Genomic DNA, 14658 nt, shown 5'->3' with positions numbered 1-14658 from the left:
GCACCAAGAGTTAAGGAGCCCGCAGTGGCCGGCACCCTGAAGAACGTGACCGACGACACCTTTGAGCAGGACGTCCTCAAGAGCGACAAGCCTGTCCTGGTGGACTTCTGGGCCGCCTGGTGCGGTCCGTGCCGCCAGATCGCCCCGTCGCTGGAGGCCATTGCCGCCGAGTACGGCGACAAGATCGAGATCGTCAAGCTGAACATCGACGAGAACCCGGGTACGGCCGCCAAGTACGGCGTCATGTCCATCCCGACGCTGAACGTCTACCAGAACGGTGAGGTCGCCAAGACCATCGTCGGCGCCAAGCCGAAGGCCGCGATCGTCCGTGACCTTGAGGACTTCATCGCCGAGTAGGCGTTGTTTCACGTGAAACACGAATGGGCCAACCCCGACGGGTTGGCCCATTCACGTGTCCGCGGCCCACGCCCTACAGAGGGCGCAGCACCGGTTCCTTCTGCACGGCCCCGAGCAGCCGGTCGAGCGCCATCTCCACGTCTTCCTTCCAAGAGAGGGTCGTCCGCAGCTCCAGCCTCAGCCTGGGGTGCGTGGGATGGGGCCGTACGGTCTTGAAGCCCACTGCCAACAGATGATCGGCAGGGAGCAGACACGCGGGCTCCTTCCAGCGCGCATCCCCGAACGCCTCGATCGCCTTGAAGCCCCGTCGCAGCAGATCCTTGGCGACCGTCTGCACCATCACCCGCCCGAGCCCCTGCCCCTGATACCCGGGCACGATGAACGCCGTCATCAACTGCACGGCGTCGGAGGAGACGGGGCTCGTGGGAAACGCGCTCGACCGGGGGACGTAGGCCGGGGGCGCGTACAGCACAAAGCCCACGGGGACATCGTCGACGTAGACGACCCGGCCGCAGGAGCCCCAGTCCAGCAGAACGGCGGAGATCCAGGCCTCCTTCTCCACCGCCGCGGTGCCGGCGGCTACCGCTGCTTCGCCGCTGACGGGATCCAGCTCCCAGAAGACACACGTCCGACAACGCTGGGGAAGGTCCTGAAGGTTGTCCAGCGTGAGCGGTACGAGCCGACGCCCCATGAAGGCTGATCCTCGCTTCCCTCGCCCGCTGCGCTGCGGGCGGCTGTCAGGGCGCTCCGTTCCCTGAGCAGGCTGCCGACGAATCCGCCGACCGCGCCGAGGCCCAGGCCCGCGCTCACCAGTCCGGTCCGGCTCACCGTTCGCATGGCCCCCGCCTCCCCTAAGAGGTGCCGCCAGGTGGATGCGCCTTACCCGATCGCATCGTATCCACGAAGTGATGGCGTCGATACCGCCGGAAAGCAAAGGGCGGACCGTGTTCCGGTAACCACCGGACACGGCCCGCCCTGCGTCGGCGCCCCTGGGCACAAGGCCCCACGGGTCAGTCCTCGGAGTCCTCCGCGCCGTCCTCCGTCAGGCTCTTCTGAAGAGCCAGCCGCTCGCCCGGGGCAAGGGTGTTGAGGATCCGCTCCAGGTCCTCCGGCGAGGCGAACTCGACGGTGATCTTGCCCTTCTTCTGGCCCAGCTCGACCTTCACCCGCGTCTCGAAGCGGTCCGAGAGCCGGGTCGCGAGGTCGGACAGCGCCGGGGAGACGCGGCCACCGGCCCGCGGCCCCTTGGCTCGCGGAGCCTTCTGTGAGCGGGAGCCCATCAAGGTGACGATCTCCTCGACGGACCGGACGGACAGGCCCTCCGCCACCACGCGGTAGGCGAGCCGCTCCTGCTCCTCAGGATCCTCCACGGAGAGCAGCGCCCGTGCGTGGCCGGCGGAGAGGACACCGGCAGCCACCCGGTTCTGCACCTTCGGCGACAGCTTCAGCAGCCGCAGCGTGTTGGAGACCTGCGGACGGGACCGGCCGATGCGGTCCGCCAGCTGGTCATGGGTGCAGTTGAAGTCCTTCAGCAACTGGTCGTAGGCGGCGGCCTCTTCCAGCGGGTTCAGCTGGGCACGGTGCAGGTTCTCCAGCAACGCGTCCAGGAGAAGCTTCTCGTCGTCCGTCGCCCGCACGATGGCCGGGATGGCCTCCAGGCCCGCCTCACGACAGGCCCGCCAGCGCCGCTCGCCCATGATGAGCTCGTAGCGCCCGGGAGCCAACTGCCGTACGACGACCGGCTGGAGGAGACCGACCTCCTTGATGGAGGTGATGAGCTCCTGCAGCGCGTCCTCGTCGAAGACCTCACGCGGCTGGCGCGGGTTCGGCGTGATGGAGTCCAGGGGGATCTCGGCGAAGTGAGCGCCCATGGGAGGCGGGGGCACATCCGCCGACGGCTCCACCGTTTCATGGGAAACCGACGGCAGCGCCGTCACCTTCGCCGCGGCCACGCCACGGTCGGAGGTCAGCACAGGGGCCGGAGACGCGGCCCCGGCTCCCCCCACCGCGGCCGGAGCCGCCGTGCTGTCCGCCGGCCCAGGGATCAGCGCGCCCAGGCCGCGGCCCAGACCAATCCTCCGTCGCTCACTCACTGGATCCCCTCCACCATGCTCGGGTCGTTCTGGGCGCCGATGTGGGCGTGCGTCGCGTCATAGCCGACACCGACACCCCTCAGCGCGATTTCTCGTGCCGCCTCAAGATAGGACAGCGCACCGCTGGATCCGGGGTCGTAGGTCAGCACCGTCTGTCCGTAGCTCGGCGCCTCGGAGATACGGACCGAGCGGGGAATGCTCGTCCGCAGCACCTCGTCACCGAAGTGACTGCGCACCTCTTCCGCGACCTGGGACGCCAGTCGGGTCCGGCCGTCGTACATGGTGAGCAGGATCGTCGATACATGCAGGGTGGGGTTGAGGTGTCCCCGCACCAGGTCGACATTGCGCAGCAGCTGTCCCAGACCTTCCAGCGCGTAGTACTCGCACTGGATGGGGATCAGGACCTCCTGGCCGGCCACCAGCGCGTTCACGGTCAGCAGACCGAGCGAGGGCGGACAGTCGATGAGGATGTAGTCCAGGGGCTGCTCATAGGCCTGAATGGCCCGCTGAAGCCGGCTCTCACGTGCCACCAGGGAGACCAGCTCGATCTCCGCGCCGGCGAGATCGATCGTGGCGGGTGCGCAGAAGAGACCCTCGACATCGGGCACCGGCTGGACGACGTCCGAGAGCGGCTTGCTCTCCACCAGCACGTCGTAGATCGAGGGAACCTCGGCGTGGTGGTCGATACCCAGAGCCGTGGACGCGTTGCCCTGGGGGTCGAGGTCGATCACCAGGACGCGGGCACCGTGCAGGGCCAGGGACGCGGCAAGGTTGACGGTCGTCGTCGTCTTGCCGACGCCGCCCTTCTGGTTGGCAACCACCATGACCCGGGTCTGTTCGGGTCGCGGGAGACCCTCCCCGGCGCGGCCGAGAGCCTCTACCGCCAGTTGGGCGGCACGACCGATGGGAGTGTCGTCCATCGGGGGCGGTGTTTCACGTGAAACATCCTCCCCCATCGACTCGGTACGGGGACCGGGGACCGGATCGGTCATCGGTCCCGCGATGTTGGCGTCGGACCGCAAGGATTCACTCTCCTCGACTTCAGGCTCGCAATGAACAGAGCCTCCCATGCCTTCGGGGTCGTGAACCAGTGAGCCCTGGCGTTCTGTGGAGAAATCCACCTCTGTGGACAACTCCGTTACCTCTCCGAGTGACCCGAGAGGCTTGCGGTCACGGGGTTCGGCCGCGGCGCGGCCCCGGCTGATGATGCCGTGCAGCAATGAGCGACGTTTCACGTGAAACACGATGCACAGCAGCGGGGGCCGAACTGTCGCGACACTCCGGCATGCATAGGTTGGGCAGCTTGTGTGGAGTACGTCTCGTCTCCGCATTGCGGATCAAGCGGCTCCCACGCCAGGACGGATCAGCGCCGTCGCCGCGTCCGCCCCGTCCGGGCCGCCTTCGCCCGCTTCGCCGCGAAGCGCACACCGCCGGGGCTCTCCCCGACTTCCACCCGGACCACCGTCGACTGCGGGTCCACGATGCCCTCACCGACATGGAGGATGGAGGTCCCCACCGCGCCGAGCTTGCTCAGGGCGGTGGCTGCGCTCTTCAGCTCCTCCTCCGCGGTGTCCCCCTTGAGCGCGAGCATCTCACCGTAGGGACGCAGCAGCGGGATACCCCAGGTGGCGAGGCGGTCCAGCGGGGCCACGGCCCGGGCCGTCACCACATGAACCGGCTGGAGCTTGCCCATGACCTCCTCGGCACGGCCGCGGACGACGGTCACATGGTCCAGGCCCAGCAGCTCCACGACCTCGGTCAGAAAGGTCGTCCGCCGCAGCAGCGGCTCCAGCAGCGTGATCTTCAGGTCCTCCCGGACCAGGGCCAGCGGAATGCCGGGCAGCCCCGCACCGGAACCGACATCGCACACCGTCACCCCCTCGGGCACGACCTCGGAGAGCACGGCGCAGTTCAGCAGATGCCGCTCCCACAGCCGGGGCACCTCACGGGGCCCGATCAGACCGCGCTGCACGCCCGCCTCCGCGAGCAGCTCCGCGTAGCGGACCGCGTCCGCGAAGCGATCGCCGAAGACCTCGCGGGCCTGTTCGGGCGCGGGGGGAAGCTCCGCTGCCTCCGTCACGGGGGACCGTCCTTCCGTACCGTGTCGGCGCATCCAGGCGCCGGCACCAGAACCACCAGAACTATCAGGCTGACAAAGTTCGGCCCCGCCTGCCGGGCAGACGGGGCCGGAGGATCGTACGAACCGATCAGGCGGGCAGCACGACGACGAAGCGCTGCGGCTCCTCGCCCTCGGACTCGCTGCGCAGTCCCGCGGCCTTGACCGCGTCGTGCACGACCTTGCGCTCGAACGGGGTCATCGGCTTGAGCTTCACCGGCTCGCCCGTGTTCTTCACGTCCGCCGCGGCCTTGGCACCCAGCTCGGAGAGCTCGGCACGCTTCTTGGCACGGTAACCGGCGATGTCCAGCATCAGCCGGCTGCGGTCGCCGGTCTCCCGGTGCACGGCCAGGCGCGTGAGCTCCTGGAGCGCCTCCAGCACCTCACCGTCCCGGCCGACCAGCTTCTGCAGGTCGCGGCTGCCCGTGTCGCTGATGATCGAGACAGCGGCACGGTCGGCTTCGACATCCATGTCGATGTCGCCGTCGAGGTCGGCGATGTCCAGCAGACCTTCGAGGTAGTCCGCCGCGATCTCGCCCTCCTGCTCCAGGCGGGTCAGGGTGTCTGCGCCCTCGGCAGCGGCGGAGGTGGTGCCTTCCGTCACGGGATGGACTCCTTCTTACTTCTTGGAGGGGGACTTCGGCCGCTGCGGACCCTTGCGCTGCCCGGACTGGGCCTTGCTGCGGGTACCGGCGCCGGGCTTCTTGGCGGCGGTGGGCTTGGCGTCCTGCGGGGTGTCGGACTTCGTCAGCGACGTCTTGGGTTCGGGGTCGCCCGCAGCCTTCGCACCGCCCTGCCGCTGCGACTTGCTCTGCCGCTTGGGCTGCTGGCGCTTGGGAGCCGCCGTGGGCGCGCCGTCCTCGGTGTCGACGGCCACGGACGTCTCGCTCTTCACCACAGAGCCGTCCGCCTGGGCGGCGAGACCCGCCTTGTTCAGGCCGTTGATGAACTTGCGCTCGTACTCGTTGCGGTCGCGGCCCTTGGCGACGATCGCCTTGACGATGTTGCGCTCACCGCGCCGGCTGACCTTGCCGTGGTGCGTGACGCGCTTGGTCAGACGCTCCAGGTAGGCGGCCTGGGCCTTGGAACCCGGGGTCGGGTTGTTGTGGATGACGTACATCTGCTGGCCCATGGTCCACACGTTGGTGGTCAGCCAGTAGACGAGGACACCGACCGGGAAGTTGATACCGAAGACGGCGAACATGATCGGGAAGATGTACATCAGCATCTTCTGCTGCTGCATGAACGGCGTCTTCACCGTGGTGTCGACGTTCTTCGTCATCAGCTGGCGCTGGGTGAAGAACTGCGACGCCGACATCAGGACGATCATGACCGCGGTCACGACACGCACATCGGTGATCGTCGAGCCGAGGGACTCGACCTTGGCCGCGCTGTCCGTGAACTTGGCCGCGAGCGGCGCGCCGAAGATGTGCGCGTTCTGGGCGCTCTCCAGCAGCCGGTCGTTGATGACGCCGACCTTCTCGTTGTTCGCGATGCTGTTGAGCACGTGATACAGGGCGAAGAAGAACGGCGACTGCGCCAGGATGGGAAGGCACGAGGAGAGCGGGTTGGTACCCGTCTCCTTGTACAGCTTCATCATCTCTTCGGACTGGCGCTGCTTGTCGTTCTTGTAGCGCTCCTGGATCTTCTTCATCTCGGGCTGCAGCGTCTGCATGGCCCGGGTCGCCTTGATCTGCTTCACAAAGAGCGGGATCAGGCAGATACGGATCAGAATCACCAGGGACACGATGGACAGGCCCCAGGCCCACCCGGAGTCATCGCCGAAGAGGGCGCCGTACACCTTGTGGAACTGGACGATGACCCAGGAGACGGGTGTCGTGATGAAGCTGAAGAGGCTGGCAATCGTGTCCACTAATCATGCTCCTTGGGCATGGGACGGGGTCTCTGCGGCCGGGCTCGAAGAGCTGTCACTCGTAGGCACATTCTCTTCGGTGGCCGTTTCGGCGGCGGAGGGCCCGCCCTTGCGTGCGCGCCATGCGCCCCGCAGCATTTCGTGCCACCGCGGACGCTTGCGCGGCGGGACATGGTCCACACCGCCCAGCGACCACGGATTGCAGCGCAGGATGCGCCAGGCCGTGAGCGCCGTGCCCTTGATGGCACCGTGCCGGTCGATGGCCGTGTAGCCGTAGTGGGAACACGACGGGTAGTACTTGCACACCGGCCCCAGCAGTGGGCTGATGGTCCACTGGTAGATCTTGATCAGAGCCAGCAGCGGGTACTTCATCGTGCGCCCCCTCCCAGCAGCCGCTGCAGAGCGGCATCCAGGTCTCGGGCCAGCTGTGCATGGTCGGCGTCACCCGCACCGGGCAGCGCTCGTACGACTACCAGGCTACCGGGGGGAAAGACATCGACTCGATCGCGCACCAGGTGGCGAAGTCTGCGCTTCACCTTGTTGCGGACCACCGCACCGCCGACAGCCTTGCTCACGACGAAACCCGCACGCGTCGGGGGAGCGCTCTCCCCAGGCGCGTGCGGGTCCGTGGCACCGCTACGAAGGTGGACGACGAGAGTCGGGCGTCCGGCCCGGCGTCCTCGTCGTACCGCGGTCGCAAAGTCCTCGCGCCGCCTCAGCCGGTTCTCGGTGGGCAGCACGACGTCATGACCTGACCGGGATCAGGCGGACAGACGGGCGCGACCCTTGCTACGGCGGGACGCGAGAATCGCGCGGCCGGCACGGGTGCGCATACGCAGCCGGAAGCCATGGGTCTTCGCGCGACGACGGTTGTTCGGCTGGAAGGTGCGCTTGCTCACTCGGGGGCTCCAGAAATCAAATCGGTGGTGGCGGGTGCCGTCCTGGCTGTCACCGTGCGCCCACGAGTAGCTCGCGTTACGCCCGAGTGCACCGCGGAACACCCCCGCAGCGGCGGGGACTACTCACTCTCAGCGATCGGTGCCCATCGGAGGCAGGCGGCAACAGCCGTCGACAACTCGACCTCGCCACGGTACGCGGGGCTACGCCATCCGGTCAAACCAGCGGTCACCGGGAGACACTATCCACAGCCTGGGGACAACAACTTGAACCGCACCGGTCGCCCTGACTACCGTGGCTGAACTCCGATTCGCCCGTCCCGACCGATTTGAATCCCGACCCGTCCCACCATCACACGTTCGTGGGACCCGTGAGAGAGCGTGCCCTGTGGCTGACGTACCTGCCGATCTTGCCGCAGTGTGGCCACGAGTACTGGAGCAGCTCCTCGGCGAGGGACGTGGCCAGGGAGTCGAGGCGAAGGACGAGCACTGGATCCGCCGCTGCCAGCCGCTGGCGCTGGTCGCGGACACCGCCCTGCTCGCGGTACCGAACGAGTTCGCGAAGGGCGTCCTGGAGGGCCGGCTCGCCCCGATCGTCAGCGAGACCCTGAGCCGCGAGTGCGGCCGCCCGATCCGGATCGCGATCACCGTCGACGACTCCGCCGGTGAGCCCCCGGCCCCGCTGGCCCCCGCGCCCCGCCCGCAGCCGCGCTACGAGGAGCCCGAGCTCCCCACCGGCCAGTACGAGGGCTACGGCCGCCACCGCGGTGCCGACGGCGACGCCTACCCCTCCCGCCCGGACCGTCCGGAACACCCGGAGCAGAACGACCCGCTGCCGACCGCCCGCCCGGCCTACCCCTCGGAGTACCAGCGCCCCGAGCCCGGCGCCTGGCCGCGCCCGCAGCAGGACGAGTACAGCTGGCAGCAGCAGCGCCTCGGCTTCCCCGAGCGCGACCCGTACGCGAGCCCGACGCAGGACGCCTACGGCCAGGACTCCTACGGCCAGTCGTCCCAGGACTACCGTCCGCAGCCGGGTGACCGCGCCGGCACCGACCGCCCTTCTTATGAGGGACAGCGGTCCGACTACGGCCAGCCCGACGCCCGCCGCGAACTGCCCGAGCCCTCGACCGGCCCCGGCGGCCCCAGCGGCCCCGGCCCCGCGTACCGCGGCGGACCCGGCGCAGGCGCCGGCGGCGCCCCCGGCCCCCTGGCCGCGCAGCCCGCGCCCGCCCCCGGTCCCGGGGAGCCGACCGCACGCCTGAACCCCAAGTACCTCTTCGACACCTTCGTCATCGGCGCGTCGAACCGTTTCGCCCACGCGGCAGCGGTCGCCGTCGCCGAGGCACCGGCGAAGGCGTACAACCCCCTTTTCATCTATGGGGAGTCCGGGCTCGGCAAGACCCACCTGCTGCACGCGATCGGGCACTACGCGCGGAGCCTCTACCCGGGCACGCGCGTGCGGTACGTGAGCTCGGAGGAGTTCACCAACGAGTTCATCAACTCCATCCGCGACGGCAAGGGCGACAGCTTCCGCAAGCGGTACCGCGAGATGGACATCCTGCTCGTCGACGACATCCAGTTCCTCGCGGACAAGGAGTCGACGCAGGAGGAGTTCTTCCACACCTTCAACACGCTGCACAACGCCAACAAGCAGATCGTGCTGTCCTCCGACCGGCCGCCCCGGCAGCTGGTGACGCTGGAGGACCGGCTGCGCAACCGCTTCGAGTGGGGCCTGACCACCGACGTCCAGCCGCCGGAGCTGGAGACGCGCATCGCGATCCTGCGCAAGAAGGCGGTGCAGGAACAGCTCAACGCCCCGCCGGAGGTACTGGAGTTCATCGCCTCCCGCATCTCGCGGAACATCCGCGAGCTGGAGGGCGCGCTGATCCGGGTGACGGCGTTCGCCTCGCTCAACCGGCAGCCGGTGGACCTGGGCCTGACGGAGATCGTCCTGAAGGACCTGATCCCCGGCGGCGACGACGCGACGCCCGAGATCACCTCCACGGCCATCATGAGCGCCACCGCCGACTACTTCGGCCTCACGGTCGAGGACCTGTGCGGCAGCTCGCGCGGCCGCCAGCTGGTCACGGCCCGGCAGATCGCCATGTATCTGTGCCGTGAGCTCACGGACCTGTCCCTGCCGAAGATCGGCGCGCTCTTCGGCGGCCGCGACCACACCACGGTCATGCACGCGGACCGCAAGATCCGCAATCTGATGGCCGAGCGGCGCTCCATCTACAACCAGGTGACCGAGCTGACCAACCGCATCAAGGCGGGCTGACAGCCGCCGCCACAGGGCCGAAGGCGCGAGGGTGCCCCCGGAGTGTTCCGGCGGCACCCTTCGCCGTTCCTGGCGGTGAGGGCGGACCTGGCGCCGCGGTGGGGCTGCGCCCCGGTGACGGGAGCGGTGGCTGGGAGGCCATGGCCGCGCCGCGGTGTCCGCACCGCGCCCTCCGGCGGCTACGGGCCGGACCCTCACCGGAATCCGGGCCCCTCGGCGACCCGAACCCGCCGGACACAGCACCGCCTGCCCCGCTCCACCCCCTCACGCCGCACACCCCGACCCCCACCCGCTGTTCGATTACCTGCGGGGTTACGGCCTTCCTCCACAGATTCGGTGACTTTTTTCCGTCCACATCCTGGGGACTGCCGAGTTGTCCAGAATCTGTCCACAGGCTGTGCTGTTGAAAGACCATCAGCCCAGCTCAGCTGGTTGTGGATTCGTGGACAACCGATCTCCACAGACTGTGGATAACTCTCCGTTCCACAGGGTGTGCACAAAGTTATCCACCGACTACCCACAGGCTGAGGGTAGTTGTCCCCAGCGATCTCCAGGTTCTCCACATCGCTGTCCACTGTTCGGCAACCCGACGCGTCCGATCGCCGGGTCGAGTGAAAGGCGTCACACGAAGTTGCCGGGTTGCCCTGTGGGAAAACTGGGTAAACCTGGGGACGCAGCTGGGGACAACTCGGCCCAACCTGTGTACGAGGTGTGCAGAACTTTCTGTTCTCCACAGGAAGCCCGAGTTGTCCACTGCCTCCATGCACAGGACCGGTGGATAAAATTCCCGCTCTGAGCTGGGCAAACGGAGTTATCCACGGTTTCCACAGGCCCTACTACTACCGACAACTAGAGAGAGCGGGGATTCCGTTTCGAAGGGGGTCCTGTGCACAACTCGCTCTCCGGCGCCCGACTGCCCCTCGTCACGACTTGACCCCGAGGGGCACCTACTGTCAGTGGGGTGCGTCAGACTGTTCCCCGGTGTCCTCCCCGTCACAGGGACCGCTGACACCGACGACAGACGACGAAGCCAGGCAGGGCGAGAAGCGCCGGCAACAGCAGGAGGCGGCAACAGTGAAGATCCGGGTGGAACGCGACGTACTCGCGGAGGCCGTGGCCTGGGCGGCGCGCAGCCTCCCGGCCCGTCCTCCGGCGCCTGTCCTCGCCGGCCTCCTCCTCAAGGCCGAGGACGGCCAGCTGAGCCTGTCGGGCTTCGACTACGAGGTCTCCGCGCGGGTATCGGTGGACGCCGAGGTCGAGGAGGAGGGCACGGTGCTCGTCTCCGGCCGCCTGCTCGCCGACATCTGCCGCGCCCTGCCCAACCGGCCGGTGGAGATTTCCACAGACGGTGTACGGGCGACCGTGGTCTGCGGCTCCTCCCGCTTCACCCTCCACACCCTGCCGGTGGAGGAGTACCCGGCGCTGCCGCAGATGCCGTCGGCGACCGGCACGGTCCCCGGTGAGGTCTTCGCCTCCGCCGCCGCGCAGGTCGCGATCGCCGCGGGCCGCGACGACACGCTCCCGGTGCTGACCGGTGTGCGCATCGAGATCGAGGGCGACCGGGTCACCCTGGCCTCCACCGACCGCTACCGCTTCGCGGTCCGCGAGTTCCTGTGGAAGCCGGAGAACCCGGACGCCTCCGCGGTCGCCCTGGTGCCCGCCAAGACCCTGCTGGACACCGCCAAGGCGCTGACCAGCGGCGACAGCGTGACGCTGGCGCTGTCGGGCTCCGGTGCCGGTGAGGGCCTGATCGGCTTCGAGGGCGCGGGACGGCGTACGACGACCCGGCTGCTGGAGGGCGACCTCCCGAAGTACCGCACGCTGTTCCCGACCGAGTTCAACTCGGTCGCGGTGATCGAGACGGCGCCCTTCGTGGAGGCCGTGAAGCGTGTGGCGCTGGTCGCCGAGCGGAACACCCCGGTGCGGCTGAGCTTCGAGCAGGGCGTGCTGATCCTGGAGGCCGGCTCCAGCGACGACGCACAGGCTGTGGAAAGGGTCGACGCGCAGCTGGAGGGCGACGACATCTCGATCGCCTTCAACCCGACCTTCCTGCTGGACGGTCTGAGCGCGATCGACTCCCCGGTGGCGCAGCTGTCGTTCACCACGTCCACCAAGCCGGCCCTGCTCAGCGGCAAGCCCGCCGTGGACGCCGAGGCGGACGAGGCGTACAAGTACCTGATCATGCCGGTCCGGCTCAGCGGCTGAGGCATCACCGCAGGTGAGGGCGTGCGTTTGAGCGCGTATGCCCACAGGTGTGCGTGAGCGTCCGGGTTTAGGCTCGGACGTGGGCACGTAAGTGCTTTCACGCCACAGCAACCTAAGGAACCACTGATGGAGCTCGGTCTCGTCGGCCTCGGCAAGATGGGCGGCAACATGCGCGAGCGGATCCGCCGCGCGGGCCACACCGTCGTCGGATACGACCGCAACCCGGACCTCGCGGATGTCCACAGCCTGAAAGAGCTTGTGGACAGCCTCAAGGGCCCGCGCGTGGTCTGGGTGATGGTCCCGGCCGGTGCCGCCACCCAGTCGACCGTCGACGAGCTCGCCGAGCTGCTGGAGCCCGGGGACGTCGTCGTGGACGGCGGGAACTCGCGCTGGACGGACGACGAGAAGCACGCCCGGGAGCTGGCCGAGAAGGGCATCGGCTTCGTGGACTGCGGTGTCTCCGGCGGTGTGTGGGGCCTGGAGAACGGCTACGCGCTGATGTACGGCGGCGACGCCGAGCACGTCGCCAGGGTCCAGCCGATCTTCGACGCGCTCAAGCCCGAGGGCGACTACGGCTCGGTCCACGCCGGCAAGGTGGGCGCCGGGCACTTCGCCAAGATGGTCCACAACGGCATCGAGTACGCCATGATGCAGGCCTACGCCGAGGGCTGGGAGCTGCTGGAGAAGGTCGACTCCGTCACCGACGTGCGCGAGGTCTTCCGCTCCTGGCAGGAGGGCACCGTCATCCGCTCCTGGCTGCTTGACCTCGCCGTCAACGCCCTCGACGAGGACGAGCACCTGGACAAGCTGCGCGGTTATGCACAGGACTCCGGCGAGGGCCGCTGGACTGTGGAAGCCGCCATCGACCACGCTGTGCCGCTGCCCGCGATCACGGCCTCGCTGTTCGCGCGGTTCGCCTCGCGGCAGGACGACTCTCCGCAGATGAAGATGATCGCGGCGCTGCGCAACCAGTTCGGCGGCCACGCGGTCGAGACGAAGTAATCCACAGGACCGTTTCGGCGGTCCACAACGCCGGGGGAGGTCGGCGAACGACCATGCACGTCACGCATCTGTCGCTGGCCGACTTCCGCTCGTACGCGCGCGTCGAGGTCCCGCTCGACCCCGGCGTCACCGCCTTCGTCGGCCCGAACGGCCAGGGCAAGACCAACCTGGTCGAGGCCGTCGGCTATCTCGCCACCCTCGGCAGCCACCGCGTCGCCTCCGACGCGCCCCTGGTGCGCATGGGCGCCGAGCGGGCGGTGATCCGCGCCCAGGCGCGGCAGGGCGAGCGGCAGCAGCTGGTGGAGCTGGAGCTGAACCCGGGCCGCTCCAACCGCGCCCGGATCAACCGGTCCTCGCAGGTCAGGCCCCGGGACATCCTGGGGATCGTGCGCACGGTGCTGTTCGCGCCGGAGGACCTGGCCCTGGTCAAGGGCGACCCCGGCGAGCGGCGCCGCTTCCTGGACGAGCTGATCACCGCGCGCTCCCCGCGTATGGCGGGCGTGCGCTCCGACTACGACCGCGTCCTCAAGCAGCGCAACACCCTGCTGAAGTCCGCCGCGCTCGCCCGGCGGCACGGCGGCCGCTCGATGGACCTGTCCACGCTGGACGTGTGGGACCAGCACCTCGCGCGCGCGGGCGCCGAACTGCTCGCCCAGCGTCTCGACCTGATCGCCGCGCTCCAGCCGCTGGCGGACAAGGCCTACGAGCAACTCGCGCCCGGCGGCGGCCCGCTGGCGCTGGAGTACAAGCCGTCGGCCCCCGGCGAGGCCCAGACCCGCGAGGACCTGTACACGCAGTTGATGGCGGCGCTGGCGGACGTCCGCAAGCAGGAGATCGAGCGCGGTGTCACCCTCGCCGGGCCGCACCGGGACGATCTGCTGCTGAAACTCGGCCAGTTGCCCGCCAAGGGGTACGCCTCGCACGGCGAGTCCTGGTCGTACGCGCTGGCGCTCCGGCTCGCCTCCTACGACCTGCTGCGCGCCGAGGGCAACGAGCCGGTGCTGGTGCTGGACGACGTGTTCGCGGAGCTGGACACCCGGCGCCGGGAGCGGCTGGCCGAGCTGGTCGCGCCCGGCGAGCAGGTGCTGGTGACGGCGGCCGTCGACGACGACGTACCGCATGTGCTGACCGGGGCGCGGTACGCGGTGTCGGAGGGGACGGTGGAGCGCGTATGACCGCCGAGGAGCCCAAGAAGGCCGCCGAGCCGTCCGGTGTCGACCTCGCACGCGTGGCGCTGCGGGCGGCCAAGGAGCAGGCACGCGCGCGTGGTGACGCGCAGCAGCAGAAGAAGCAGGCCCGGCGCGGCGGGGGCCTGCGCTCGGGCGCGCGCGCCGACGGCCGCGACCCGATGGCGCTGGGCGCGGCCATCAACCGGCTGATCACCGAGCGCGGCTGGGAGACGCCGGCCGCGGTGGGCGGGGTGATGGGCCGCTGGCCGCAGATCGTGGGCCCGGATCTGGCCAATCACTGCGTGCCGCAGACGTACGACGAGGACGAGCGGGTGCTGGTCGTGCGGTGCGACTCGACGGCGTGGGCGACGAATCTGCGGCTGCTCGCGCCCCAGCTCGTCGCACGGCTGAACGAGGACCTCGGGCACGGCACGGTCAAGGTGATCAAGGTCCTGGGCCCCGGCGGCCCCGAGCGCCGCTACGGCCCTCTCAGGGCCCCGGGGAGCACCGGTCCCGGCGACACCTATGGGTGACGTACATCACGTAAACGGCTGATGAAGCGGTCCGTTCGCGCTGTCGCGCGCGGGCGCGCGGGCGGCTGCGCGGGCTAACTGACTCCCAAGTAGCAAAGGGTTGACGCCCCGAAGCGCTGAGTGCCGCTGTGAG

The 14658-nt window shown here is 69.0% G+C and carries 15 protein-coding genes; 6 read left to right on the top strand and 9 right to left on the bottom strand.

The window, feature by feature from the left end; translation table 11 throughout:
- The first annotated feature begins 24 nt into the window (after positions 1-24).
- Positions 25-357: a thioredoxin gene (gene trxA, locus ACZ7L7_RS16185; protein ID WP_037674879.1), complete on the top strand. Its 333-nt coding sequence runs from the start codon at positions 25-27 to the stop codon at positions 355-357.
- A 73-nt stretch (positions 358-430) separates the two neighbouring features.
- Here trxA and ACZ7L7_RS16180 read toward each other — a convergent pair whose 3' ends face one another.
- From ACZ7L7_RS16180 to rpmH, 9 genes are all read right to left on the bottom strand, one after another.
- Positions 431-1048, bottom strand: coding sequence for a GNAT family N-acetyltransferase (locus ACZ7L7_RS16180; protein ID WP_285514438.1), 618 nt, complete (start codon positions 1046-1048; stop codon positions 431-433).
- A gap of 319 nt (positions 1049-1367) precedes the next feature.
- Positions 1368-2450 (bottom strand): ParB/RepB/Spo0J family partition protein, encoded by a 1083-nt coding sequence (locus ACZ7L7_RS16175; protein ID WP_285514437.1) that lies wholly within the window; start codon positions 2448-2450, stop codon positions 1368-1370.
- The gene (locus tag ACZ7L7_RS16170; RefSeq protein ID WP_285514514.1) at positions 2447-3520 is read right to left on the bottom strand and encodes a ParA family protein; all 1074 of its coding nucleotides are present in this window, start codon (positions 3518-3520) and stop codon (positions 2447-2449) included. The genes ACZ7L7_RS16175 and ACZ7L7_RS16170 overlap by 4 nt, the downstream gene beginning before the upstream one ends.
- Positions 3521-3813: 293 nt before the next feature.
- Entirely contained in the window at positions 3814-4530 is a 717-nt protein-coding gene (gene rsmG / locus ACZ7L7_RS16165; protein WP_093724468.1) for a 16S rRNA (guanine(527)-N(7))-methyltransferase RsmG, read from the bottom strand.
- Between the two features lie 127 nt (positions 4531-4657).
- Positions 4658-5170, bottom strand: a complete 513-nt coding sequence (locus ACZ7L7_RS16160) for a Jag family protein (protein WP_093724469.1) — start codon at positions 5168-5170, stop codon at positions 4658-4660.
- A 15-nt stretch (positions 5171-5185) separates the two neighbouring features.
- A complete protein-coding gene (gene yidC, locus ACZ7L7_RS16155) occupies positions 5186-6439 on the bottom strand; it encodes a membrane protein insertase YidC (RefSeq protein WP_285514436.1) in 1254 nt (417 codons plus the stop codon).
- 3 nt (positions 6440-6442) lie between these two features.
- The gene (gene yidD / locus ACZ7L7_RS16150) at positions 6443-6811 is read right to left on the bottom strand and encodes a membrane protein insertion efficiency factor YidD (RefSeq protein WP_285514435.1); all 369 of its coding nucleotides are present in this window, start codon (positions 6809-6811) and stop codon (positions 6443-6445) included.
- The gene (gene rnpA / locus ACZ7L7_RS16145) at positions 6808-7179 is read right to left on the bottom strand and encodes a ribonuclease P protein component (RefSeq protein WP_078598854.1); all 372 of its coding nucleotides are present in this window, start codon (positions 7177-7179) and stop codon (positions 6808-6810) included. Before rnpA ends, yidD begins: the two co-directional genes overlap by 4 nt.
- A gap of 21 nt (positions 7180-7200) precedes the next feature.
- Positions 7201-7338 (bottom strand): 50S ribosomal protein L34, encoded by a 138-nt coding sequence (rpmH, locus tag ACZ7L7_RS16140; RefSeq protein WP_003956500.1) that lies wholly within the window; start codon positions 7336-7338, stop codon positions 7201-7203.
- A 385-nt stretch (positions 7339-7723) separates the two neighbouring features.
- On the opposite strand from rpmH, the gene dnaA reads away from it, so the two are divergent.
- From dnaA to ACZ7L7_RS16115, 5 genes are all read left to right on the top strand, one after another.
- Positions 7724-9616 carry a chromosomal replication initiator protein DnaA gene (gene dnaA, locus ACZ7L7_RS16135; RefSeq protein ID WP_471431468.1) on the top strand — a complete coding sequence of 631 codons (1893 nt, stop codon included), beginning with the start codon at positions 7724-7726 and terminating at the stop codon, positions 9614-9616.
- 1074 nt (positions 9617-10690) lie between these two features.
- Complete coding sequence (gene dnaN, locus ACZ7L7_RS16130; protein WP_285514433.1) at positions 10691-11821, top strand: DNA polymerase III subunit beta; 1131 nt, start codon at positions 10691-10693, stop codon at positions 11819-11821.
- Between the two features lie 126 nt (positions 11822-11947).
- Positions 11948-12823: a phosphogluconate dehydrogenase (NAD(+)-dependent, decarboxylating) gene (gene gnd, locus ACZ7L7_RS16125; RefSeq protein ID WP_285514432.1), complete on the top strand. Its 876-nt coding sequence runs from the start codon at positions 11948-11950 to the stop codon at positions 12821-12823.
- A gap of 53 nt (positions 12824-12876) precedes the next feature.
- Complete coding sequence (gene recF / locus ACZ7L7_RS16120) at positions 12877-13998, top strand: DNA replication/repair protein RecF (protein WP_285514431.1); 1122 nt, start codon at positions 12877-12879, stop codon at positions 13996-13998.
- Positions 13995-14525, top strand: a complete 531-nt coding sequence (locus ACZ7L7_RS16115) for a DciA family protein (protein WP_285514430.1) — start codon at positions 13995-13997, stop codon at positions 14523-14525. The genes recF and ACZ7L7_RS16115 overlap by 4 nt, the downstream gene beginning before the upstream one ends.
- The last annotated feature ends 133 nt before the right edge of the window (positions 14526-14658 follow it).

It is taken from the genome of Streptomyces sp. NPDC110618, assembly GCF_055657065.1.
Note: the sequence above shows the minus strand (reverse complement) of the source record. Positions and strands in the feature narration are given on the sequence as shown.

Coding starts and splice junctions, on each gene's coding strand:
- recF (WP_285514431.1), top strand. CDS start 12,877: ATGCACGTCACGCATCTGTCGCTGGCCGACTTCCGCTCGTACGCGCGC.
- ACZ7L7_RS16180 (WP_285514438.1), bottom strand. CDS start 1,048: ATGGGGCGTCGGCTCGTACCGCTCACGCTGGACAACCTTCAGGACCTT.
- gnd (WP_285514432.1), top strand. CDS start 11,948: ATGGAGCTCGGTCTCGTCGGCCTCGGCAAGATGGGCGGCAACATGCGC.
- ACZ7L7_RS16115 (WP_285514430.1), top strand. CDS start 13,995: ATGACCGCCGAGGAGCCCAAGAAGGCCGCCGAGCCGTCCGGTGTCGAC.
- ACZ7L7_RS16170 (WP_285514514.1), bottom strand. CDS start 3,520: ATGGGAGGCTCTGTTCATTGCGAGCCTGAAGTCGAGGAGAGTGAATCC.
- yidD (WP_285514435.1), bottom strand. CDS start 6,811: ATGAAGTACCCGCTGCTGGCTCTGATCAAGATCTACCAGTGGACCATC.